This is a genomic window from Alicyclobacillus tolerans (assembly GCF_048984885.1).
In the GTDB taxonomy this organism is placed as follows: Bacteria; Bacillota; Bacilli; order Alicyclobacillales; family Alicyclobacillaceae; genus Alicyclobacillus_I; species Alicyclobacillus_I tolerans.
Window position 1 is genome coordinate 1,395,199 of sequence record NZ_JBMGNK010000002.1, and the last position, 21,820, is coordinate 1,417,018.

Below are 21,820 nucleotides of genomic sequence, written 5' to 3' on the forward strand. Positions count from 1 at the left end.
TGCACTTCATATGGAGGATAATCGTTTGCAGCAGGAAAAAGAACGGATTATGAGCGGTGGCGAGCGCAAATATCATGAGAAAAACGCATCCACAGGCAAGTTGTTTGTGCGCGAAAGATTGCGCTTGTTGTTGGATGGCGATTTTTTATTGGAAGATGGTTTGTTTGCCAATGCTTTGTCTGAAGATTTGCCAGCGGATGGAGTCATTACTGGCGTTGGAAAAATTGATGGTCGACCAGTTGCGTTTATGGCCAATGATAGCACTGTGAAAGCAGGAAGCTGGGGCTCGCGTACGGTTGAGAAAATCTTGCGTATCCAGGAGACAGCGGAAACCATGCAAATCCCCCTCATCTATCTTGTGGATTCTGCTGGTGCACGGATTACCGATCAGGTTGAGATGTTTCCAGGGCGGCGCGGAGCTGGACGCATTTTCCACAATCAAGTGCGACTTTCTGGCCAGATTCCGCAAATTTGTTTGCTCTTTGGGCCATCAGCCGCTGGCGGGGCCTATATTCCTGCATTTTGTGACATAGTGGTGATGGTGGAAGGCAACGCCAGTATGTATCTTGGCTCACCACGCATGGCGGAAATGGTCATTGGTGAAAAAGTGACTCTGGAAGAGATGGGCGGAGCACGGATGCATTGCAGTGTCAGTGGCTGCGGTGATGTATTGGTCAAAACAGAACAGGAAGCATTGGCTTTTGCCCGTCAATATCTAAGTTATATGCCATCACATATGTCCAAAGCACTGCCTGTTATGGAGGGACAAGAAGCGGAAGCGTTTGAAAAAACGCTGGCTGACATTCTGCCTCAAAACCAAAATGCTCCCTTCAATATGCATGATTTAATTCGCAGAGTAATTGATAAAGATAGCTGGCTTGAAATCAAAGCTCTGTTTGCACAAGAAATCATTACCGGATTGGCACGTTTGGATGGACATCCTGTTGGTATTGTTGCCAACCAACCGCGGGTGAAAGGCGGGGTTCTTTTTGTCGATTCTGCTGACAAAGCGGCTCGCTTCATTTCACTTTGTGACGCCTTTTCAATTCCGCTCATTTTCCTGGCAGACGTACCTGGATTTATGATTGGTACGAAGGTGGAACGGGCTGGGATTATTCGTCACGGCGCAAAGTTGATTGCTGCTATGTCAGAAGCGACGGTTCCTAAGCTAAGCGTTGTCGTACGCAAGGCTTATGGTGCTGGTTTGTACGCCATGGCAGGACCCGCTTTTGAGCCGGATGTTTGTCTCGCGTTACCTACTGCGCAAATAGCAGTTATGGGACCTGAAGCAGCAGTCAATGCAGTCTACAGCAATAAAATTGCCGAACTTCCAGAAACAGAACGTGCTGCTTTTGTCGAACAAAAGAGGGAAGAGTACCGTTCTGATATTGATATTTTCAAATTGGCCTCGGAGATGATTGTGGATGATATTGTTGAGCCCAATCATTTGCGTGACGAGTTGGTGTCCCGCCTGGCAGTCTATCGTTCCAAACATCGGGATCGACCCATCAAGAAACACGCGGTTTATCCGGTATAATCCATGAGTTAGGGAAGTTGCTTATGAAATGCACGAATTATTTCCCCGCGTTGCCCCATTTAAAGTGGCGCGGGGATTTCTTTATGCATCTTGCTTATTTTACTTCAGTGCATAAAATCGGTATGATGAATACGTTTGAGTTGGTTTATCTTAGTTTCCTTAGATGTTTGGAGTGGAGTAAGGGTCAAGTTCTGCTTGCGCGTTGTCCGCGTTGTCTATGAAAAGGAGCGGTTTGTCTTGGAGTGTCAGCTTCATCGCAGTGCAACAGGTAACCGCTTGACGGATACCTTTTTACAATCTTTTCATGAAGTTGCTGATTTATACGATGGTCAGAATCCACGAGATTTACAAACCTATCAACAACGATCGAAACAATTAACCGAGCAATTTTCTGCAGCGCACAGACAGGAGTTGGCGTCTGCATTGGTAGAACATTTGCGCCAACTGGGCGCTCCTGAGGCTAGTGTGGATAATGCCCGTCGATTAGCTGACGTTCGTACAGTAGCCGTCGTCACTGGTCAGCAAGCCGGACTTTTTACAGGACCAATCTATGCGTTGGCCAAGGCTTTGACAGCCATTGGCGTAGCCGAACAATTATCGCAGGACTTGCAACAGCCTGTCGTCCCCGTGTTTTGGGTGGCTTCGGAAGATCACGATTGGGATGAAGTCAATCATGCTTATATTCTTACCGAGGAAGGACGAACAAAGCGCGTTTCACTGGCTATGCGTCCGGATTTGCACAGCATGGTTTATCATACGCCTCTTGAAGTATCTGCAGTGGAAAGTGCTTTAGACAGTTTGCAGCAACTTTTGCCGAAGGCTGAGTATAAATGGCGGATGATTGAAGAGATTCGCTCGTTTTGGCATCCTGGAGACAGTTTGTCTCATTGGTTTGCGCGAATTATGGCCCACTTGCTAGGTGAGCGTGGCTTAGTCTTGCTTGATCCTTGTCTTCCAAGATTGCGTGCTCTGGTAGCGAACGCCTTCTCGAAAGCGCTGGAAGCCAGTGAAGAAATACGTCATGAACTGAATCGTTGCTATGACGAGATTCGCAGTCGTGGTTTTACACCTGAGGTGATGGAGGACAAAAGCAACAGCAATGTATTTTGGGTCGAAGATGGCAAACGCTACGTATTAGAACGTGTCGATCGCGATTTATTCCGATCGCGTGGCTTGAACCGCGAATTTTCTCTCGATGATTTGCGCGTTTTAGTCACCCACAATCCCAACGCCTTCAGTTCTAACGTATTATTGAGACCGCTCATTCAAGATGAATTGCTTCCCACTCTTGTCTATCTTGGCGGACCTTCGGAAATAGCTTACTACCCGTTGGCGCGCGGCGTATTTCATGCTTTTGGGAAGAAATTGCCTCCCCTGTTGTTGCGTCAGCGAATGCAAATGGTTCCGCAGTCCGTTGCATCCTTGTTGGAAGCGTGGGGAATCACTTGGCAAGAGCGCAACGAGATCGACCAGCTAGAGAGGAACTATCTCTTATCCAATGGATTACTTCTGGCGCGTGAACAGATAGCGAAAATGCAGGTGGAGTGGAGTCAGCAATTGTTGCGTCTAGAGGAACAGTTGCCTCTGTTAGGTCCGCAGTTGCCTACGCTATTGCAAAGGTCGGCTGTGCGTCAGGAAGCGGAATTGCATCGTTTGGAATTGAAAATATCTCGGCTCATCGAATTGCAGGGCGAAATTGAAATACGTCATCGGCGTTTGGCCAGGAATTGGTTATATCCTGATGGACAGTTGCAGGAACGTCGCTTATCTCTAATGAATCTTTGGTCCATGTACGGGAAAGAATTGTTAAAGCAACTTCCTGCCTGGGGGCAGTATGAGGATGAGTCGCCTTTATATCATATTGAGATATAATCCTGGACAGAGTCTATGTTGCAAAGCAAATTTAATTTTTGAGCAAATAATTTTCTATGGCCATTGGGCCATATTTTTTTTTGATTTTTTGTTCAGTCAGCAGGAGATTGGAAAAGAAAACAGAAAAGCACTATTATAGTGGTGGAAAGTGGGTAAAAGTGGGGCGAGATGGCGGGGTGTGATGCTGAATGTTCATGGGTGAATTTCAGCATGCTTTGGATGACAAAGGCCGTCTCACCATTCCTGGTAAATTTCGCGACCCACTTGGAGAGCAATTCGTCATGACTCGAGGATTGGATGGATGCATTTTTGTCTATCCCATGTCCGAATGGAATGTCTTGGAGTCCAAATTAAAATCGCTTCCCATGACTAGAGCGGATGCACGTTCTTTTGTCCGCCTGTTTTTTTCAGGAGCTAGTGAATGTGAATTGGACAAGCAGGGACGTGTGCTTGTGCCTTCCGTGCTTCGGGAACATGCGAATTTGGAAAAAGATTGCGTAGTGCTTGGAGTTTCTAATCGGTTGGAGATTTGGAGTCAGAAACGCTGGGCAGACTACTCTACAAATGCTTCAGGAGAATTCGCAGAACTTGCGGAGAAGCTTGTAGATCTCGACTTCTAAAGAAGAGAAGCTGCTTTCCTTTTTCGTTTGTAGACAGGAAAAGAGGGTACGCGCATGTTTGTTCACGAAACCGTTCTACTGGAAGAAACAGTGGGAGCACTCCATCCTCGTGCAGGCGGTCGCTATATTGACTGTACGGTGGGCGGCGGTGGTCACACGGAGCGGCTTCTGCAACTTACCCAGCCGGATGGTCAAGTGCTTGGACTAGACCAAGATGAGAGCGCATTGAATGCTGCGAAAATAAGATTGGCCAATGATTTACACAGATTGCAACTTATTCACAGTAATTTTCGCCAATTGCACACTGTTGCCGAGCGTCTGAATTTCTATCCGGTCGACGGAATTTTGTTCGATCTCGGTGTTTCTTCGCCACAATTTGATGATGCGGAGAGAGGATTTAGTTATCGAAATGATGCGCCGCTTGACATGCGTATGGATCGCTCCCAGAAAGAAACAGCTCTGCAGTTTCTGCAACGCCTCGATGAGCGCCAAATTGCTCAAATTCTGTTTGAGTACGGGGAAGAGCGTTATGCAAGGCGGATTGCTAAAAAAATGGTGGAAGCATTAGCAGCTAACCAATTGCAAAGCACCCTTCAGCTTGCCGAACTTGTTCGTGAAGCGATTCCTGCTGCAGCAAGAAGAACAGGAGGACATCCAGCCAAGCGAACATTTCAAGCCATCCGTATTGCTCTCAACGATGAGTTGCAGGCTCTGCAGGAAGGATTAGAGGCGGCGTTTCAATTATTGAAAGTAGATGGACGTTTAGCGGTTATTACCTTTCATTCTCTAGAAGATCGAATGGTCAAACAATTTTTCCAAAAAATGTCGCAGGGGTGTATCTGTCCTCCTGATTTCCCTATTTGTCAATGCGGACGACAAGCGCAAGCCGAAGTGGTAACGCGTAAGGCGCTTGTTCCGTCGGATGAAGAGCTACTGAGAAATCCAAGAGCGAGATCAGCAAAATTGAGAGTGTTGAGGAGGTTACAGAATGTCAGCAGTTCGACAGATGGCAGTACCAGTTGAACACTCACGTTCAAGACAGAGCGAAGCAAAACCAATTTCTAAAACTCGTGCGCCTTGGCGGGAGGCGATTGGCAACATGGCCAATATGGCGCTTTGTGCAGCCGTTGCCGTAGGCGCTATGTGGTTTCTTGCTAATCGAGGGGCAGCCGCATACAGCCAGACATACAGCAATGTGCAACTGCAAACGGAAATCAGTCAAATGGCAGCCGAAAACGCCTCGCTCAATGCTGAAGTGGACAGTTTGGAACGGCCATCGCGTATCCTCAGCACTGCCCTCAATAAGTTGCATATGGTACATGCTAATCCAATTCAAATTTCTGCGAATTCTTCTCAAGGCTAATATTGGCTCAATTTAAACTTTCCTCCTCATTTTAACAGTGTAAAAAACCTGGAAAATTTTTAAAGCCTGACGAATTTTCTGGGTTTTATGTTTGTGAGAGATATTCCCCAACCTGTCCGCATAGAATCATTGCGATAAGACAGGCTGGGGGGATGGAAGCCAAATGCGAGTGACACCACGCCTTATCCGGCGCAGACTGGTTATTTTGTTGATGTGTCTGTTAGCAGCTATAGCCGGGCTGATAGGTCGGGTTTTTTATATTCAAACTGTACAGTCGCCGTGGTTGAGCGGGAAAGCCAAGCAGCTTTGGAGTCGTAATATTCCTGTGCAGGGCGTGCGGGGGAGTATTCTCGATAGCAGCGGTCAGCCACTTGCCTATACTGCAACGGCGCTTTCTATTCTTGCTATTCCATCACAAATCAAGGATAAGGTGGCGACGGCCAAAGCGTTAGCACCTATCTTACAGATGCCTGAGAATGTCATACTGAAAAAATTACAGCGTCGGCAATTGTCTACCTATTTAAACCCCGGCGGGCGTCGTCTGAGTGAACAAGTAGCAGAAAAAATCCGTTCTTTACATTTGGCTGGCATATATTTAACGGAAGAGGGCCGCAGAGTCTATCCTTATGGAGATTTGGCTGCTTCTGTGCTTGGGATTACCGGCGGAGACGGACAAGGGCTGACGGGTGTGGAAAAAGAGTATGACAGCGTGCTGGCTGGAAAGCCGGGAGCCATCCTTTACTACGCAAACAATAAAGGAGAGCGCATGCCAGGAGAGGGAGATGACTTTTTGCCTCCCGTAAATGGAGACGATGTTGAATTAACCATAAACAAGTCGATACAGGAGTACGTTCAACGGGAGATAGAGCGGGCAGTTGCAGAATATAATCCTGATCACGTTACGGCTATTGTTGCCAACCCTAAAACGGGAGCTATCTTGGCTATGGCCAATTATCCCACATTTAATCCAGCAGATTGGCGTAACTATCCTCCTTCCACATACAATCACAACTTGGCTATATGGCAGACGTTTGAACCAGGCAGTACGTTTAAGGTTGTAACCCTCTCCGCTGCCTTGCAGGAAAACAAAGTCAATTTAAATGATCGTTTTTACGATCCTGGCTACTATGAAGTAGCAGGCCATCGCATTCGATGTTGGAAAGCGGGAGGGCATGGTTCGCAAAGCTATTTGAATGTTGTGGAAAATTCTTGTAATCCTGGCTTTATTGCATTGGGAGAAAAACTTGGAAAAAACACATTGTTCTCCTATATTAAGAAATTTGGTTTTGGTCAAAAAACAGGCATTGATTTGCCGGGAGAAGGTACAGGCATTCTTTTTAATCTGAAAAAGGTTGGGCCGTTGGAGTTAGCTACCACCGCCTTTGGTCAAGGCGTATCTGTGACCCCCATTCAGCAGGTGATGGCTCTTTCAGCCGTAGCCAATGGCGGTAAACTGATGAAACCTTATGTTGTACAGAGTATTATCAATCCTGTCACAGGACAGGTCATTGAATCGACTGAACCTACTGTTGTGCGTCAAGTCATCTCACCGTCAGTCGCGGCTGAGGTCCGCAGTGCTCTGGAAAGTGTCGTAGCCAACGGATCGGGCGGAGGTGCCTATATTCAAGGTTATCGGGTAGCGGGTAAAACAGGCACAGCGCAGGTGGCCAAAAATGGACGTTACGAATCAGGACACTATATTGTCTCCTTTATTGGAATGGCCCCAGCCAATAACCCGGTGCTTGTAGCCTATATTGCGATTGATTACCCTCGTCCGAAAAATCAACCTGTTTTTGGTGGTGTCATTGCGGCCCCTATTGTAGGCAGAATTTTAGCGGATAGTTTAGCTGAACTTGGTGTTCCTAAGAGTAACCAAGGTCTGGCCAAAAAGATACGTTGGGGCGATCCGCTCACAGTCACGTTGCCCAACTTTGTGGGATTAACCATGAAGCAGGCGCGGGATTTAGCTTTGCAGAGTACGGCGCAAATTCGTACACAAGTCAATGGTCAAGGTCAATATATTGTAGCGCAAGCTCCAGCTGGCGGTACTTCGGTGGCTGAAGGTTCGACAGTGCGTCTGATACTGGGAGATACACCTCCTGCTGGCGCCATTGACAAAACAGGATAAAATGAGAGAAGTGTTTGCTTTTACTGAGGCACTTTGGAGGAGGCTCTAGCATGAAATTGCTGGAATTGATACAGCCGCTTGTGAATGTGCAAATCATTGGCGAAGGGAATCCAGACATTCTAGGAGTCATGGCAGATTCCCGAAGCGTACAACCGGGTGATTTGTTTGTTGCTATTCGCGGCTTTACTGTAGATGGTCACCAATTTATTGAACAAGCGATACAACGTGGTGCGGCAGCCGTTTTGGTTGAGGAAGTTCAAGGTGAATTATCCGTTCCACAAATTGTTGTTCCGGATACAAGACGGTATAGCGCGATTTTGGCGACCTTGGTATACAATCATCCCGGAGAGCGAATTTCTGTGATTGGGGTAACAGGAACCAACGGGAAAACAACCACTACGCAACTGATTGCTCGTATTTTGGAAACTGTTGGTTGGAAAGTTGGCGTTATTGGAACCATTGGTATTCGCATTGGCCATCAGCAACTGGAGACCAGCAACACTACCCCGGATGCCGTCAGTTTGCAAAAAATTCTCTTTGATATGGCCGCGGCAGATTGTCGCTATGCCATTATGGAAGTTTCTTCGCACGCTCTTGAAGAAGGGCGCGTGGCTGGGATTCCCTATCACATGGCTGTATTTACCAATCTCACGCAAGATCATCTTGATTATCATCAGACGATGGAGGCTTATCGGGCAGCCAAAGGCAAATTGTTCTCACGCTTAGGAAACACTTTCTCTTCATCCCGTTTGCAATCTGCTTACGCTATATTAAACGCTGACGATGCCTCCAGTGAGATATACGCTCGAGATACAGTGCAAGAAGTCATTACATACGGTATTGAGAAAAATGCCGACATTCGCGCCACTCATCTGCGTATATTGCCGGAAGGGGCACGCTTTCGTGTCGAATCATCCATCTTTGGCCATTCCGAAGTCGTTCTTTCCATCACGGGACGTTTTAATGTTTACAACGCACTCGCCGCGCTTACTGTTGCTTGTGTGGAAGGCGTGTCACTAGAAGAAGCAGCCCAAGCGCTTTCTTCCGTTGCGGGAGTTCCTGGCCGGTTAGAACCTGTAGTAGCTGGGCAGCCGTTTACCGTTTTAGTAGATTACGCTCATACCCCAGACTCTTTAGAAAATGCACTTTCTACCATTCAAGAGTTCGCCCAGAAAAGAATCATTACCGTTGTGGGTTGTGGGGGTGATCGCGATCGTACAAAACGCCCTTTGATGGCTGGCATCGCGGTACAAAAAGGCGATTATACCATCTTGACCAGCGACAATCCGCGAACGGAAGACCCAGAAAGCATTCTTGATGATATGGAGCGGGGGATTACAAAAGAAGAGCGTCAGTCTTATGAACGCGTGGTCGATCGACGGACGGCAATTGAACGCGCGGTGGCTATGGCAGAAGCGGGCGATGTCATCTTAATTGCTGGTAAAGGACATGAAGACTACCAAATTCTCGGCCGTAAAAAAATCCATTTTGACGATCGCGAAGTTGCGCGAGAGGCTATCCAACGCCTATTAGAAACGAGGGAGTGAACTCGGCATGGACTATCAGGCGCTTCTCTTGACAGCACTCGCGGCATTTGCCATAGCAGCTTTGCTCGGACCCATTTGTATCCCGCTTTTGCATCGCCTGAAGTTCGGCCAGAGCATTCGCGATGAAGGTCCTAAACATCATCAAAAAAAATCAGGAACCCCTACCATGGGTGGCATTTTGATTATTGTTGCCGTTCTCTTGACCACATTGCGTTTTGCTGTGACTAATATCGATACGCTGATTCTTCTTTTTGCAACAGTGACTTTTGGACTCATAGGTTTTGCTGACGATTTTATTAAAGTAGTGAAAAAACGAAATCTCGGTTTGCGCGCCAAGCAGAAACTCTTCTGGCAGACGCTGGCTACCTTGGTGATATTTGCAGCCATGTGGTATGTGCGCGGACATTCATTTGATGATTTTCAGGTTTCTATTCCGTTTACTTCCATTGCTATTAGTCTGGGAGTCTTCTATGTTCTCTTTTTGTTTTTTGTTTTAGTGGGTACATCCAATGCAGTCAATCTGACGGATGGTTTAGATGGTCTTTTGGCAGGATGTGCGGCGATTGTTTTTATGGCTTATGCAGTCTTTGCCATGTGGCACACAGAATACAATATAGCTATTTTCTGCGCTGCAATGGTAGGCGCACTTGCCGGTTTTCTGGTTCATAACCGCCATCCGGCGAAAGTGTTCATGGGCGATACAGGCAGTTTAGCTATTGGCGGCGCATTGGCGATGGTAGGTGTGTTGACACATACAGAACTGGGACTTGTACTGTTTGGGTTAGTGTTTGTTGCGGAAACGTTGTCTGTCATTTTGCAGGTTGCTTCTTTTAAGCTATTCGGACGACGAATTTTTCGGATGAGTCCATTGCACCATCATTTTGAGTTAAGTGGCTGGTCAGAGTGGGAAGTTGTGCTCTCTTTTTGGTTGGCTACTTTTCTTACAGCTTTTGGAACACTTGCTCTTTATGCACATCTGTCTTAAATGCGAGATATGAAAAAGCAGACAGGAGAGTTGGCATTTCAAAGCGCATAAGGTTTGTTTGGATGAAGAGCGGGAATAAACTGTCTTTAAGCAAGTAAACTGGTAACGGGTTTATTCTTAAAAGGTGGCTGAATCAGATCATGGAGACCTCCCAAAACAAGCGCAGCCAACCCAAGGTTCTGGTCCTTGGCATGGCACGTAGCGGGGCAGCAGTCGCTGGACTTTTGCTCAATAACGGTTACGACGTAACTTTAAATGAAAAAAAGTCACGCGAAGAATGTGGTTCAATCGTGCAAGAATTAGAAGACAGGGGATGTCGCGTCGTTTGTGGCGACCATCCTCTGTCGTTGTTGGATAACGACTATGATTTTATTGTGAAAAATCCAGGCATACCTTACCATGTGCCAATTGTAGCGGAAGCTGAACGGCGGTCAATCCCTATTTACACCGATATTGAAGTCGCTTCATGGTATATACAGTCGCCTATAGTAGCCGTGACCGGATCCAACGGAAAAACAACAACCACGAGTCTGATTGGAGAAATGCTCTCGCAAGCAGGTTTGCAGCCAGTGGTTGCAGGAAATATTGGCATTCCTGTGGCGAGTGTAGTAGATACGGTATGTCCTCAACAGCCGCTGGTACTTGAAGTTTCGTCTTTTCAATTGCTTGGAACGGAACGCTTTCATCCCCATGTGGCAGTTTTTCTGAATTTGTACAGTGCACATCTCGATTATCATGGGACACGGGAAGCTTACGCGGCAGCAAAGTGGAAATTGTTTAGCAATCTGGACGCAAACGATGTGGCGATTCTAAATTTTGACCAACCAGAATTACGTGCGGGAGCAGTGCGTCTGGCCGCAAAGATTTTCCCCTTTTCGCGACTACCGCTTGCACAGGATGGAGTTTATCTCGATCATGGTGTCATTTGTATTCGCAAAGAAGGGCAAGTCACGCAGGTTATACCGGAAGATGATATTTTGCTGCCTGGCCTTCACAATCGCGAGAATGCCTTGGCAGCCATTGCCGCTGCAGCACAATTTGGTGTCACTCCAACGGTCATGGCTAGCGTGTTGCGAAGTTTTCGAGGTGTTGAACATCGCTTGGAATGGGTACGGGATGTTTCCGGTGTCCATTATTATAACGATTCAAAATCGACCAATCCGCAAGCCGCTAAAGCGTCTTTGATGGCTTTCCAGAGTATGGGCAAGTCGGTAGTCTGGATAGCTGGCGGATTAGAGCGAATGGATGACTTTTCTCCACTGCAGCCATTTTTGCAAGGCACAGTTCGCATGGCTGTCATTTATGGGGAATGCGGACAACGACTTTACGATTTTTTGCACGAGCATCAAATAGACTGCAATTTGGTAGAAAATTTGGAGCAGGCATTAGAAACGGCGGCAACGCATGCCAAGCCGGGTGAAGTCGTATTGTTGTCACCAGCCGCGGCTTCCTGGGATATGTTCTCGTCTTTCGAAGAACGGGGAAGCATGTTCAAAGAGCTTGTGCATAAATTATAGGGTCATGTTTGGACAGCTGTGCAGCCAGTATTTCATTGACTGGCACGGCTTTCACAGAAGGACAGGTACAAAGTGAGTCATTGTGTTTGTACCCGTCGGGAGTGAGGGGAAATGGCCTGTGTTGCAAGCTCAAGTTCACTCGGTAGAACGTACATCAGACAGTCTGGACCGTACCATCGTTCTGGTCACGCTGCTTCTTTTGAGTCTCGGGATTATGATGGTACATAGTGCCTCATCTGTCGTGTCAGCAGCAAAGTTTCACGATCCATTCTTCTATGCCAAGAGACAGCTTCTCTGGGCGCTTTTAGGAATTGCAGCTATGTTTTGGCTATCTGATTTTGACTATCATCGACTTCGTTCCCTTGCGCCCAAAATTGCCGTTCTTTCTTTTGTGTTTCTTGGTGCTGTGCTTATCCCCGGGATTGGTGCGGTACGTGGAGGTTCTCGGGCGTGGCTGGGTATTGGTTCGTTCGGTATTCAGCCTTCTGAGTTTGCTAAACTAGCCTTGATACTCTTTCTTGCCCATTTGCTGACGGATTATGGCGATCGGATGTCATCGTTTCGTCGTGGATTATTACCTCCATTGCTAATCGCGCTCATGGCTGTAGGATTAATTATGCTAGAGCCTGATCTCGGTCAATCGGTTGTTATTATGGGAACAGCGATTCTCATGCTTTTTGTGGCTGGTGCTCGTATGCGTCATCTAGGCATGCTAGGTGGAGCAGGGTTAGCAGCGTTTGCTGGTTTGGTGGCTGCCGCTCCGTATCGATTGGACAGGGTGACGGCTTTCTTGGATCCATGGAAATATCCTTTGAAAGAAGGATATCAAATTATTCAGTCGCTCTATGCTATTGGTTCGGGAGGATTATTGGGACTTGGACTCGGGAATAGTCATCAAAAATTTCTTTATCTGCCAGAACCGCAAACAGATTTTATTTTTTCTATCCTGGGTGAAGAGTTAGGTTTTCTTGGAGCGCTTACGGTGCTGTTTTTGTTTGGTGTATTAGTTTGGCGAGGATTTCGTATCGCTTTATATGCGACAGACATATTTGGCACCTTGCTTGCAACTGGAATTACCAGTATGGTTGCTGTACAAGTATTGATTAACATCGGTGTAGTTACAGGCAGTATTCCGGCAACAGGCATAACGCTTCCTCTGCTTTCTTATGGAGGCTCGTCATTGACACTGATGTTGACCGGAATAGGCATATTATTAAATATTTCCAGACAAGCTGTTTATCCTGCAAAAATTAAGATGAATGATGCCAAATGAATAAGTATAACGAGTATCGATGAATTTCAAGGTGGGGGGCGTGTCAGATTTGCGCTTGCTGTTGACAGGTGGAGGGACAGGTGGACATATCTATCCGGCGATTTCTATTGCTCGTGAGCTGGAGCGACGCGGTGAACTGGATGAGGTGCTGTATATAGGTACCGAAAAAGGGCTGGAGAAAAACATCGTTGCTCATGCGGGGCTACCCTTTACTGTCATACAGGCAGCGGGTCTCAAACGAGAAATTTCAGCTGCGGCACTTCAAACTGCCTGGATCACATGGCGTGGGTATAGAGAATCTCTGCAAGTGATACGTCGATTTAAACCGGATGTAGTATTGGGCACTGGTGGATATGTCACTCTGCCAGTGATTTTTGCCGCTCATCGATTGCGTAAGCCAAGTGTTGTTTGGGAAGGTAATGCATTTCCGGGATTGACAAATTTGCTTTGCGCCAGGCGGGCAGATGTTGTGGCTGTGGCCATGGAAGAAACCATAAAAAAATTTCCTCGAGCCAGACGGGTAGTTTGGACTGGCCATCCACGAGCCAGTGAAATTCGCCAGGCGGATGAAGCAGCCAAAGAAGCAGCCCGCAAGCGCTACCAACTAAGACCTGGCTATAAACACATTCTCGTTTTTTGCGGTAGTCGCGGTGCTGAAACGGTCAATCGTGTAGTCCTTGAGATGGCGCGTGAATTTTTGGCTGGCAAGCCTAATTTGCAAATGATTGTGGTAACGGGTGAGCACAACTTTGTGAAAATGGAAAATCAGCCAGATAACTTGTTGCTCGTTCCTTTTGTCGATGATATGCCGGCCCTATTACCGCAAATGGATGTGGTTGTCACTCGCGCTGGTGCGGGAACGGTGGCTGAAATTGCTTCTCTCGGTATTCCGGCAGTGTTTATACCATCTCCCTATGTCACTGCCAATCATCAAGAGGTTAACGCACGTTTTTTGACAGATCGCGGTGGAGGGACAATTCTGTTGGAAAAAGAATTGACATCTGCCAAGCTGTGGCTTGCCATTCAATCTTATCTAAAATCTGAACCTTGGCAACGAGCGCATGAGGCGTTGCTTTCCTGTGCAATTCCAGATGCAGTAGAAAAACTGGTGCAGGTTGTTCAGGAAACCGCCTACTCACAATCATAACTAGATTCAGTTAGCGATTCTTCGTTCATTTACAGATGCCCGTTTTGCAGAGTATACTCTGCAATGAATTGGGCGCGAATCGGATCATTCAAGGCTGCCCGATATCTGGGCAGTTTTTTTTCACCCTTTCATAGGGACTGCATAGGATGCGATACGAACTTTTGCATGAGCAATAGTCGTTAGCAGGTGGAGGTTGTCATGAACAGAGAAGGGTTGCTCGCCGAGTTGAAGAAAGTTGGGATTTCACAAATTCGTGCGGATGAACCACTCATTCGCCATACGACATGGAGAATTGGCGGGCCTGCCGATTTTTTTGCGGAACCAGAAAGCTTGATGGAACTGCAAGAACTGGTCAGAACTGCCCGGCGTCTTGAATTGCCAGTGACAGTGATTGGTCGGGGGTCAAATTTGCTCGTTCTTGATGGTGGCATTCGCGGTTTGGTCATCAAAATGCACGATAAATTCAGTGATATCTCCGTACATGAAGAACGACTGACTGCACTTGCTGGACGTTCTATTGTTTCTGCTGCAGGTATTGCTGTTAAGCACGGTTTGGCTGGCCTGGAATTTGCCACTGGAATACCAGGAACGGTAGGCGGCGCGGTCATGATGAACGCTGGAGCTCATGGTAGCGAAGTAGCCAATATTTTAGAATTTGCCGACGTGCTTGACGAAAATGGTGAATTGCGTCGATACAACAAGGACGCGCTTCGTTTTTCCTACCGATACAGTATTCTGAAAGACTGTCCGGGCATTGTAGTACGTGCTGGTTTTGCGTTAAACAGGGGAGACAAGGAAGAAATATCCCAACGCATTAAAAAATGGTCGCAAAAGCGCGCTGCCACCCAGCCATTATCCCAGCCTAACTGTGGGTCCGTTTTTCGCAACCCGGAGGGTGACTACTCGGCACGTCTTTTAGAAGCAGCTGGTTTAAAAGGATTACGCCACCATGATGCTCAAATTTCTGAGAAACACGCCAACTTTATTGTCAATCTCGGCAGTGCTCGAGCTGTAGATGTCCTCTGGCTGATTGACCATGCAAAAGAGACTGTGGCTAAAAGATATGGAATTCAGTTGGAAACTGAGGTGCGCATTATGGGAGAACACACCTCAGGGAGGTGACAGCCATGGACGTGTATCGTATTCAAGGTGGCAGAGTATTACAGGGTGAGACGCGCATTTACGGCGCCAAAAACGCCGCCTTGCCCATATTAGCAGCTTCGCTGATGGTTCGTGGTGTGACTAGACTGCATGATGTGCCAAATTTGCAGGATGTACAGGTCATGCTGGAAATTTTACAACGTTTAGGTGCGCGCGCTGAATGGATAGAGCCGGGGACGGTGGAAATCGATGCAACAAATGTCTCTTCAACCGACGTTCCTGAAGACTTAATGCAACGCATGCGCTCCTCTATTTTTTTAATGGGTCCGTTGCTGGCCAGATTTGGTGATGTTCGACTTTCCAAGCCCGGGGGATGTGTCATTGGCCAGCGCCCCATCGATTATCATTTGCGGGGAATTCGCCAGCTTGGAGCCAAAGTAGAAGAACAACATGGTTTTATTCGCTGCACATCCCATCGCCTATACGGTAATCTATTGTCTCTCGATTTTCCTAGTGTAGGGGCAACAGAAAATCTTATGATGGCTGCAGCACTCGCAGATGGAGAAACCATTATTGAAAATGCTGCCAGAGAACCAGAAATTGTCGATCTCGCTCGTTTTTTGAATGCCTGTGGAGCGAAAATCCGCGGAGCTGGTGAACATCGGATCGTTATTTCTGGCGTTCATCATCTGCATGATGGAGAACATACGGTGATTCCCGATCGAATCGTAACAGGCACACTGCTTATGGCTGCCGCCATTACGGGTGGAGAGGTTGTATTGCGAAATGCGGATGCTAATCACCTGTTGGCTGTTTTAGGAAAATTACAGGAGTCTGGGTTACGTGTGTATTCCGAGCATGATATAATAACCTGCAAGCGTGCAGACGCTATCCGTCCTGTCGATATGCGCACTGAACCCTATCCTGGTTTTCCTACGGATTTACAGGCGCCATTCATGAGTATGCTCACATTGGCCAAGGGAACTAGTATTTTGCGGGAAAATGTTTTTGAAGCTCGATTTAAACATGTGGATGAACTATTGAGAATGGGCGCGGATATCCGTGTCGATATGCGTACGGCAGTCATTCGTGGCGTATCCCGATTAAGTGGAGCTACTGTGGAAGCAAGTGATTTGCGCGGTGGTGCTGCGCTTGTGGTAGCTGCTTTGGCAGCGGAAGGTGAAACAGAGATTCGGGGTCTTCGTCATATCGATCGCGGTTATGAATCTTTGCATCAACAATTGGCGCAACTGGGAGCGTCCATTGAGCGTTTTGAGCTCAATTGTTAGGCAACAGGCGGCCTGTGGCCGCCTTTCCAATGGAGGGACAAGCTTTTGGGGCGTCCGCATACTCGATTGTCCGATCAAACGCTGCGGTTGCGTCGCAAGTCTCGCAATCGAAAAATTGTTTTTGCTTTCTTTGTCTTTTTAGGTCTGATTGTGGTGCTAGAGTCCCCCATCACGCGTTTACGTAAGATTGTTGTTGTGGGAAATCGTGGGATTCCAACCCATGAAGTCATTGCTGCTTCCGATTTAACCAAGGGAATTTCGCTGTGGAATGTAAGTGCGTCCAGCGTAAAAAAGAACATTATCAGGAAATTGGATTTAGTTCAAAATGTCAATCTGCATATGGACTGGTGGACAGGTACAGCAACACTCAATCTTACTGAAAAACATGTGGTGGCTGTTTACATGGCAAATGGCCATTTCTATAATTTACTTAATGATGGTGTGGTTTACCAATCCACAAATTCCTCTGAGGCTACTGCTTTTCCACTTGTAACGGAAGAGAATCGTTTGCCTCAAATCGGGCAATACATTTCGCCTCAAGTTTCAGAGCTTTGTCGGCAACTGTCCGGTGTATCTGTAAATCAATTGGTGGACATTTCAGAACTCCATGTTTCTTCTGACGGCACATTACAAGTGTATTTTGACAATGGTTATGTGGCAATGACGGATATCTCTCAATTCACTTCGATATTGCCAAAGATTCGCGAGGCTGTTGCCTATTTTTCAAGTAAAGGATTTGCTCCGGGAATTGTGAATTTGACGGGTCCACCGCCCTATCAATACACTCCGTTTTCTCTTCACCAGCCTTAAAGAGCGATCCGAAAGGATGAAAGTATGCATACTCGTGCAAAATTAGCTCTTTCTCTGACAGCCGTTTCCACGGTGCTCGGTTTGATGATTGGTGTGCAATATCGCCAAACGTCCGCCACAGCGGCGCTCGGGTTAGGTTATTTGCGAGGAACGGTAGATACACACACGCTGACGGAACTCAAGAATCTGAAAGCAAGCAACCAAGCCGCAGAACAGGAATTGACACAGCTGAATGACGAATTGAATCAGTTTGAACGGGTTTCATCGGGATCGGACAAAGCCATGACAGCCTTTCAACAGCGCCTGACCGACGAACGCATTTTAGCTGGCATTACAGCAGTGGAGGGGCCCGGCATCAGTGTCACGCTCTCCGATGGAGCTTCAAATGGTTCAGATGTCGAGCAAATTTTGACTCATGATTGGAATGTGCGCAGTGTTATCAATGAGTTATTTACAGCTGGTGCGGAAGCCGTTTCTATTAACGGTTATCGTGTGGTGGCTACGAGCGGTGTTTTTTGCAGCGGGCCTGTTGTACGTGTGAACAATCATCGCTTAGGAGCGCCTTTCACGATTGAGGCGATTGGCGATCCGGAGACGCTTAAATCAGCACTTGATATTCAAGGCGGTATTCTGGATGTGCTGCGTATGCAAGGGTTAAACGTGACCGTTCCGCAAATCAAACAGAAGATTGTCATGTCAGCGTACACAGGTTCTTTACCTGGAAGTCCTACCTATAGTCTAAATGAAGCTATTCCCAGCCTTTCCAATAACGGTACATGAGGGAGTTTCAATTGTGAAGATTTCTACCATGACTTGGACAAGCACTGGCGTCGCAGCTTTGTTGGGATTTGCCCTGACGGTTCAGATTACTTCAAATCTATCGGGATCGTCCAAATCATCTTCGAATAATTATGTGAGCGTCCAGACTCAACTCACCGAACAGGCGCAAGAGCATCGGATTTTGGAAGAGGAGATTTCTAAAGAAGCTGCGCAAATTGCTGAATACAGGGCAGCAGAAGGCAGCAAGCAAGAAATGAAAGCGGCGTTGGCGGCAGACGCCCATACATTGGCGGAAGAAGCAGGGACGGCCCCTTTTTCGGGTCCAGGTATTACGATTACGATTGAAAACGATCCAAACTTGCCCTTTGATCCACAGTTTGCAGGAGACTTCTATAAAGAATCCGATCAGTGGATTCAGTTGATTGTCAACTATCTTTTCTCCAATGGTGCTAGTGCAATTTCTATTAATGGACAGAGACTGGTGACTACCTCCTCCATTCGTTTGGTCATTGGACTTGATGGTCTGGGGGGTCTGCAAATCAACACGCATCCTGTTGCTATGCCATATGTCATTACTGCGATTGGTAATGTGGACGATATGAAAGCCACTTTGTCTGTATACAATTTGCAGGCATATATGGAGGCGATGGGTGAGGCGTTTATTGTCAAGGCGTATACAGGAAAAAACGCTTTGACAGTACCAGCTTATACCGGACCGCTCCCAGGAACTTGGGCGAAGGAGGTTACAGGCTCATGATTTGGTTGCCGATTTTAGGTTTGTTGATTGGAGCCGCGGTTGGACTGGTGTCCAATTGGACAATTCCTGTAGAGTATTCCAGTTATTTGTCCATTGCCATTCTTGCTGCTCTCGACACCGTATTCGGAGGTATTCGTGCGAACTTAGAGAAAACGTTTGACGATGTTGTTTTTCTCACCGGATTTTTTACCAATATCTTTGTGGCAGCATTGCTTGCTTTCATTGGTGTGCAACTGGGCGTAGATTTATATCTGGCCGCAGTTGTAGCTTTTGGTGTTCGACTTTTTCAAAATATCGCTGTCATTCGCCGTTTGGTGGTTACGCAAATTCGCGCCAAACGTCGGCGGCGGTTCAATACGACATCATGAACGTACAACTTAAAGATGGTATGATTAGGTAAATTACCTAATATTGCTGAAGAAACCATTGAAAAAGTTTTTCAATGATAGAGGATTGTCGGAAAATATGTTGAATGAGAAATGAGATGCAGTCTACGGCTCTCAGGAGGTGCCACGTTTGGCCAAAGGAGATTATATTGTTAGTTTAGATATTGGCACTTCAAAAGTTCGCGCGATTATAGGAGAGTCGAATGGAAACAGCTTGAATGTAATAGGAGTCGGTTCCGCAGAAGGCGAAGGGATTCGCCACGGTTCCATTGTTGATATAGATTTGACAGTTGAGTCCATTCGCGAAGCGGTCGAACATGCGGAGCGCATGGTTGGCATCCATATTGCAGCGGCGTATGTTGGAGTTTCTGGTAATCATATTCAGTTGCAATCCAGTCATGGCGTTGTTGCTGTGTCCTCTGTAGATCGAGAAATTGGTGAAGAGGATATTGAACGGGTATTGCAACAGGCGCGTGTTATTGCATTGCCGCCAGAACGGGAAATTATCGATGTTGTAGCTAAAGAATATATTGTCGATGGTTTGCGAGGAATTGTCGATCCGCGTGGTATGCTTGGTGTACGTTTGGAGGTAGACGCCTATCTGATTACAGGCAGCCGTACGGCTATCCATAATGTCGTTCGCTGTGTGGAACGCGCCGGTATCGAGGTAGCAAATCTTGTTCTACTGCCTTTGGCGGCCAGTCATGTAGCTCTGACATCTGATGAGCGAAAGCTCGGTGTAGCACTGGTAGATGTAGGAGCTGGGGCAACAACAGTGTCTATTTTTGATAATGGTATTTTGGCAGGAACCAGCATTATTCCAATGGGTGGCGATTATGTCACACATGACATTGCCATTGGGTTGCGCACACAGACTACAGCCGCCGAGCAGGTCAAATTGCAGCATGCTTGCGCATTGGTTGCAGAGGCTTCCGATCATGAACAATTTCGCGTTCCACGCATGGGTAGCAATCAGGAAGTGCAGTTTACACAGTACGATTTGGCAACCATTATAGAGCCGCGTATGCAGGAAATTTTTGCATTGGTTCGCAAGGAAGTTGAAAAATTAGGATACAGCCATGAATTGCCAGGCGGGTATGTTTTCCATGGTGGAGTTATGGCCATGCCAGGTGCGGGAAAATTAGCGTCAGAAGAGTTGAATGCTCCTGTTCGTGTAGCTGTGCCTGAGTATCTTGGTGTGCGCGATCCGTCGTTTATCAACGGGGTAGGTATTCTTTCTTATGCTATGCGTTCGCATTTTCGTTCACAACCTGCGGAAGCGGGCACTGCTTCCCGTCCGGTTCGGACAGGCGGTGGTTTAATGGCGCGTATTAAAGATTGGTGGCGCGATTTTATTTAATAAGCTATTCATTCAATTCAATGCTTTTTAAAATACCAAGATTATCAAAACTATGGCGTAGAAAGTAGATGACTTTCTACAACGCGAAGCGAGGGGTCTGGTCTCCTGAGGAGATGGCCTCCGAAGCGAGGAGGAGCAGGCATGCTGGAATTTGATTTTGAGACGGATGCGCTTGCCAATATTAAAGTCATTGGTGTTGGCGGTGGCGGTTGCAATGCTGTAAATCGAATGATTGAGTCAGGTGTGAAAGGTGTAGAATTTATTGTCGTCAACACGGATGCTCAGGCGCTAAAGCTTGCTAAGGCAGAAACGCGATTGCAGATTGGAGAAAAATTGACGCGCGGCCTCGGTGCGGGTGCTAATCCGGAAATTGGAAAGAAAGCTGCAGAAGAAAGCAGAGAGCATTTGGCTAACGCTTTACGTGGGGCGGATATGGTGTTTGTTACCGCAGGTATGGGAGGCGGTACCGGAACTGGCGCTGCGCCTGTTATTGCCGAGATTGCTAAAGAACTGGGCGCTCTTACCGTTGGCGTGGTAACAAAGCCTTTCCGCTTTGAGCAAAAAAAACGTATGATGCAGGCAGAGCAAGGTGTTTCGCAGTTAAAAGAAAAAGTAGATACGCTTATTGTCATTCCGAACGATCGTCTTTTGGAAATCGTAGATCGCAATACGCCGGTTTTGGAAGCTTTCCGAGAAGCAGATAACGTGTTGCGTCAAGGTGTATCCGGTATTTCTGATTTGATTGCTACTCCTGCGCTCATCAATGTCGACTTTGCCGATGTCAAAGCCATTATGACGGAGCGTGGTTCTGCTTTGATGGGAATAGGAATTGCTTCTGGGGAAAATCGGGCAACAGAGGCTGCCAAAAAAGCAATTTCCAGTCCGCTTTTAGAAACCTCAATTGATGGTGCTCGAGGAGTACTCATGCACGTAGCTGGTGGTACGAATCTCAGTCTCTGGGAAGTTAATGAAGCGGCAGATATTGTTTCTACAACAGCTGATCCTGATGTCAATATGATTTTTGGAGCGGCTATTGATCCGGAATTAGATGACGAAATTATTGTTACGGTGATTGCCACAGGTTTTGAAAATCACGCTAGTGCTCAAACCTCTCATCAACTGCGTGAGAATTCTCCCCGTCCCTCGAGTGCGCTTTCCGACATTGCTGCTACTAGCAGCAATATTCCTCCATCGAGCAACGGTTGGGATGTACCAGCTTTTATTCGCCGTCGTGAAGGTAAAATAGGTCGGGACCGTTAATGGGTCCTCAATGTCCACTCTCATTTTGTTTACCTTTAAGTAAGTTTTCTTATCCAACTTCTCATGACCGCCAAACGGCGGTCTTTTT

Annotated in this window: 19 protein-coding genes; all 19 read left to right on the top strand. The window is 47.0% G+C overall.

The window, feature by feature from the left end; all coding sequences use genetic code 11:
* Positions 1–10 precede the first annotated feature (10 nt).
* The 19 genes from ACOJUR_RS06880 (at position 11) to ftsZ (ending at position 21,732) form a co-directional block, all read left to right on the top strand.
* Positions 11–1,537: an acyl-CoA carboxylase subunit beta gene (locus ACOJUR_RS06880; RefSeq protein ID WP_072873764.1), complete on the top strand. Its 1,527-nt coding sequence runs from the start codon at positions 11–13 to the stop codon at positions 1,535–1,537.
* A gap of 195 nt (positions 1,538–1,732) precedes the next feature.
* On the top strand, positions 1,733–3,409 hold the full coding sequence (gene bshC / locus ACOJUR_RS06885) for a bacillithiol biosynthesis cysteine-adding enzyme BshC (protein WP_420949586.1): 1,677 nt from the start codon (positions 1,733–1,735) through the stop codon (positions 3,407–3,409).
* 188 nt (positions 3,410–3,597) lie between these two features.
* On the top strand, positions 3,598–4,029 hold the full coding sequence (gene mraZ / locus ACOJUR_RS06890; protein WP_072873765.1) for a division/cell wall cluster transcriptional repressor MraZ: 432 nt from the start codon (positions 3,598–3,600) through the stop codon (positions 4,027–4,029).
* A gap of 54 nt (positions 4,030–4,083) precedes the next feature.
* On the top strand, positions 4,084–5,052 hold the full coding sequence (rsmH, locus tag ACOJUR_RS06895; protein ID WP_072873766.1) for a 16S rRNA (cytosine(1402)-N(4))-methyltransferase RsmH: 969 nt from the start codon (positions 4,084–4,086) through the stop codon (positions 5,050–5,052).
* Entirely contained in the window at positions 5,018–5,392 is a 375-nt protein-coding gene (locus ACOJUR_RS06900; RefSeq protein WP_072873767.1) for a septum formation initiator family protein, read from the top strand. The genes rsmH and ACOJUR_RS06900 overlap by 35 nt, the downstream gene beginning before the upstream one ends.
* Positions 5,393–5,555: 163 nt before the next feature.
* Positions 5,556–7,520 (top strand): stage V sporulation protein D, encoded by a 1,965-nt coding sequence (locus ACOJUR_RS06905; RefSeq protein ID WP_306953996.1) that lies wholly within the window; start codon positions 5,556–5,558, stop codon positions 7,518–7,520.
* Positions 7,521–7,570: 50 nt separating this feature from the next.
* Entirely contained in the window at positions 7,571–9,067 is a 1,497-nt protein-coding gene (locus ACOJUR_RS06910; RefSeq protein ID WP_420949587.1) for a UDP-N-acetylmuramoyl-L-alanyl-D-glutamate--2,6-diaminopimelate ligase, read from the top strand.
* Between the two features lie 7 nt (positions 9,068–9,074).
* Positions 9,075–10,052, top strand: coding sequence for a phospho-N-acetylmuramoyl-pentapeptide-transferase (mraY, locus tag ACOJUR_RS06915; RefSeq protein WP_072873769.1), 978 nt, complete (start codon positions 9,075–9,077; stop codon positions 10,050–10,052).
* 140 nt (positions 10,053–10,192) lie between these two features.
* Positions 10,193–11,569, top strand: a complete 1,377-nt coding sequence (gene murD, locus ACOJUR_RS06920; protein ID WP_420949588.1) for a UDP-N-acetylmuramoyl-L-alanine--D-glutamate ligase — start codon at positions 10,193–10,195, stop codon at positions 11,567–11,569.
* 118 nt (positions 11,570–11,687) lie between these two features.
* Positions 11,688–12,842, top strand: a complete 1,155-nt coding sequence (spoVE, locus tag ACOJUR_RS06925) for a stage V sporulation protein E (RefSeq protein WP_072873771.1) — start codon at positions 11,688–11,690, stop codon at positions 12,840–12,842.
* A gap of 40 nt (positions 12,843–12,882) precedes the next feature.
* Positions 12,883–13,989: an undecaprenyldiphospho-muramoylpentapeptide beta-N-acetylglucosaminyltransferase gene (murG, locus tag ACOJUR_RS06930; RefSeq protein ID WP_238413478.1), complete on the top strand. Its 1,107-nt coding sequence runs from the start codon at positions 12,883–12,885 to the stop codon at positions 13,987–13,989.
* Positions 13,990–14,187: 198 nt separating this feature from the next.
* Positions 14,188–15,111: a UDP-N-acetylmuramate dehydrogenase gene (murB, locus tag ACOJUR_RS06935; RefSeq protein WP_203114384.1), complete on the top strand. Its 924-nt coding sequence runs from the start codon at positions 14,188–14,190 to the stop codon at positions 15,109–15,111.
* Between the two features lie 5 nt (positions 15,112–15,116).
* Entirely contained in the window at positions 15,117–16,379 is a 1,263-nt protein-coding gene (gene murA / locus ACOJUR_RS06940) for a UDP-N-acetylglucosamine 1-carboxyvinyltransferase (RefSeq protein ID WP_420949589.1), read from the top strand.
* A gap of 45 nt (positions 16,380–16,424) precedes the next feature.
* The gene (locus ACOJUR_RS06945; RefSeq protein WP_072873774.1) at positions 16,425–17,189 is read left to right on the top strand and encodes a cell division protein FtsQ/DivIB; all 765 of its coding nucleotides are present in this window, start codon (positions 16,425–16,427) and stop codon (positions 17,187–17,189) included.
* 24 nt (positions 17,190–17,213) lie between these two features.
* Complete coding sequence (locus tag ACOJUR_RS06950) at positions 17,214–17,969, top strand: DUF881 domain-containing protein (protein ID WP_072873775.1); 756 nt, start codon at positions 17,214–17,216, stop codon at positions 17,967–17,969.
* 13 nt (positions 17,970–17,982) lie between these two features.
* Positions 17,983–18,726: a DUF881 domain-containing protein gene (locus tag ACOJUR_RS06955; protein WP_238413477.1), complete on the top strand. Its 744-nt coding sequence runs from the start codon at positions 17,983–17,985 to the stop codon at positions 18,724–18,726.
* Positions 18,726–19,094 carry a small basic family protein gene (locus ACOJUR_RS06960; protein WP_072873850.1) on the top strand — a complete coding sequence of 123 codons (369 nt, stop codon included), beginning with the start codon at positions 18,726–18,728 and terminating at the stop codon, positions 19,092–19,094. The genes ACOJUR_RS06955 and ACOJUR_RS06960 overlap by 1 nt, the downstream gene beginning before the upstream one ends.
* A 148-nt stretch (positions 19,095–19,242) precedes the next feature.
* On the top strand, positions 19,243–20,472 hold the full coding sequence (ftsA, locus tag ACOJUR_RS06965) for a cell division protein FtsA (protein ID WP_072873776.1): 1,230 nt from the start codon (positions 19,243–19,245) through the stop codon (positions 20,470–20,472).
* A 141-nt stretch (positions 20,473–20,613) separates the two neighbouring features.
* Complete coding sequence (gene ftsZ / locus ACOJUR_RS06970; RefSeq protein ID WP_072873777.1) at positions 20,614–21,732, top strand: cell division protein FtsZ; 1,119 nt, start codon at positions 20,614–20,616, stop codon at positions 21,730–21,732.
* Positions 21,733–21,820 lie beyond the last annotated feature (88 nt).

Bases quoted from the DNA above. Each gene is read 5' to 3' on its own strand.
- ACOJUR_RS06880 (WP_072873764.1), top strand. From the start codon at position 11: ATGGAGGATAATCGTTTGCAGCAGGAAAAAGAACGGATTATGAGCGGT.
- mraZ (WP_072873765.1), top strand. From the start codon at position 3,598: ATGTTCATGGGTGAATTTCAGCATGCTTTGGATGACAAAGGCCGTCTC.
- rsmH (WP_072873766.1), top strand. From the start codon at position 4,084: ATGTTTGTTCACGAAACCGTTCTACTGGAAGAAACAGTGGGAGCACTC.
- ACOJUR_RS06900 (WP_072873767.1), top strand. From the start codon at position 5,018: ATGTCAGCAGTTCGACAGATGGCAGTACCAGTTGAACACTCACGTTCA.
- ACOJUR_RS06905 (WP_306953996.1), top strand. From the start codon at position 5,556: ATGCGAGTGACACCACGCCTTATCCGGCGCAGACTGGTTATTTTGTTG.
- ACOJUR_RS06910 (WP_420949587.1), top strand. From the start codon at position 7,571: ATGAAATTGCTGGAATTGATACAGCCGCTTGTGAATGTGCAAATCATT.
- mraY (WP_072873769.1), top strand. From the start codon at position 9,075: ATGGACTATCAGGCGCTTCTCTTGACAGCACTCGCGGCATTTGCCATA.
- murD (WP_420949588.1), top strand. From the start codon at position 10,193: ATGGAGACCTCCCAAAACAAGCGCAGCCAACCCAAGGTTCTGGTCCTT.
- murB (WP_203114384.1), top strand. From the start codon at position 14,188: ATGAACAGAGAAGGGTTGCTCGCCGAGTTGAAGAAAGTTGGGATTTCA.
- murA (WP_420949589.1), top strand. From the start codon at position 15,117: ATGGACGTGTATCGTATTCAAGGTGGCAGAGTATTACAGGGTGAGACG.
- ACOJUR_RS06950 (WP_072873775.1), top strand. From the start codon at position 17,214: ATGCATACTCGTGCAAAATTAGCTCTTTCTCTGACAGCCGTTTCCACG.
- ftsZ (WP_072873777.1), top strand. From the start codon at position 20,614: ATGCTGGAATTTGATTTTGAGACGGATGCGCTTGCCAATATTAAAGTC.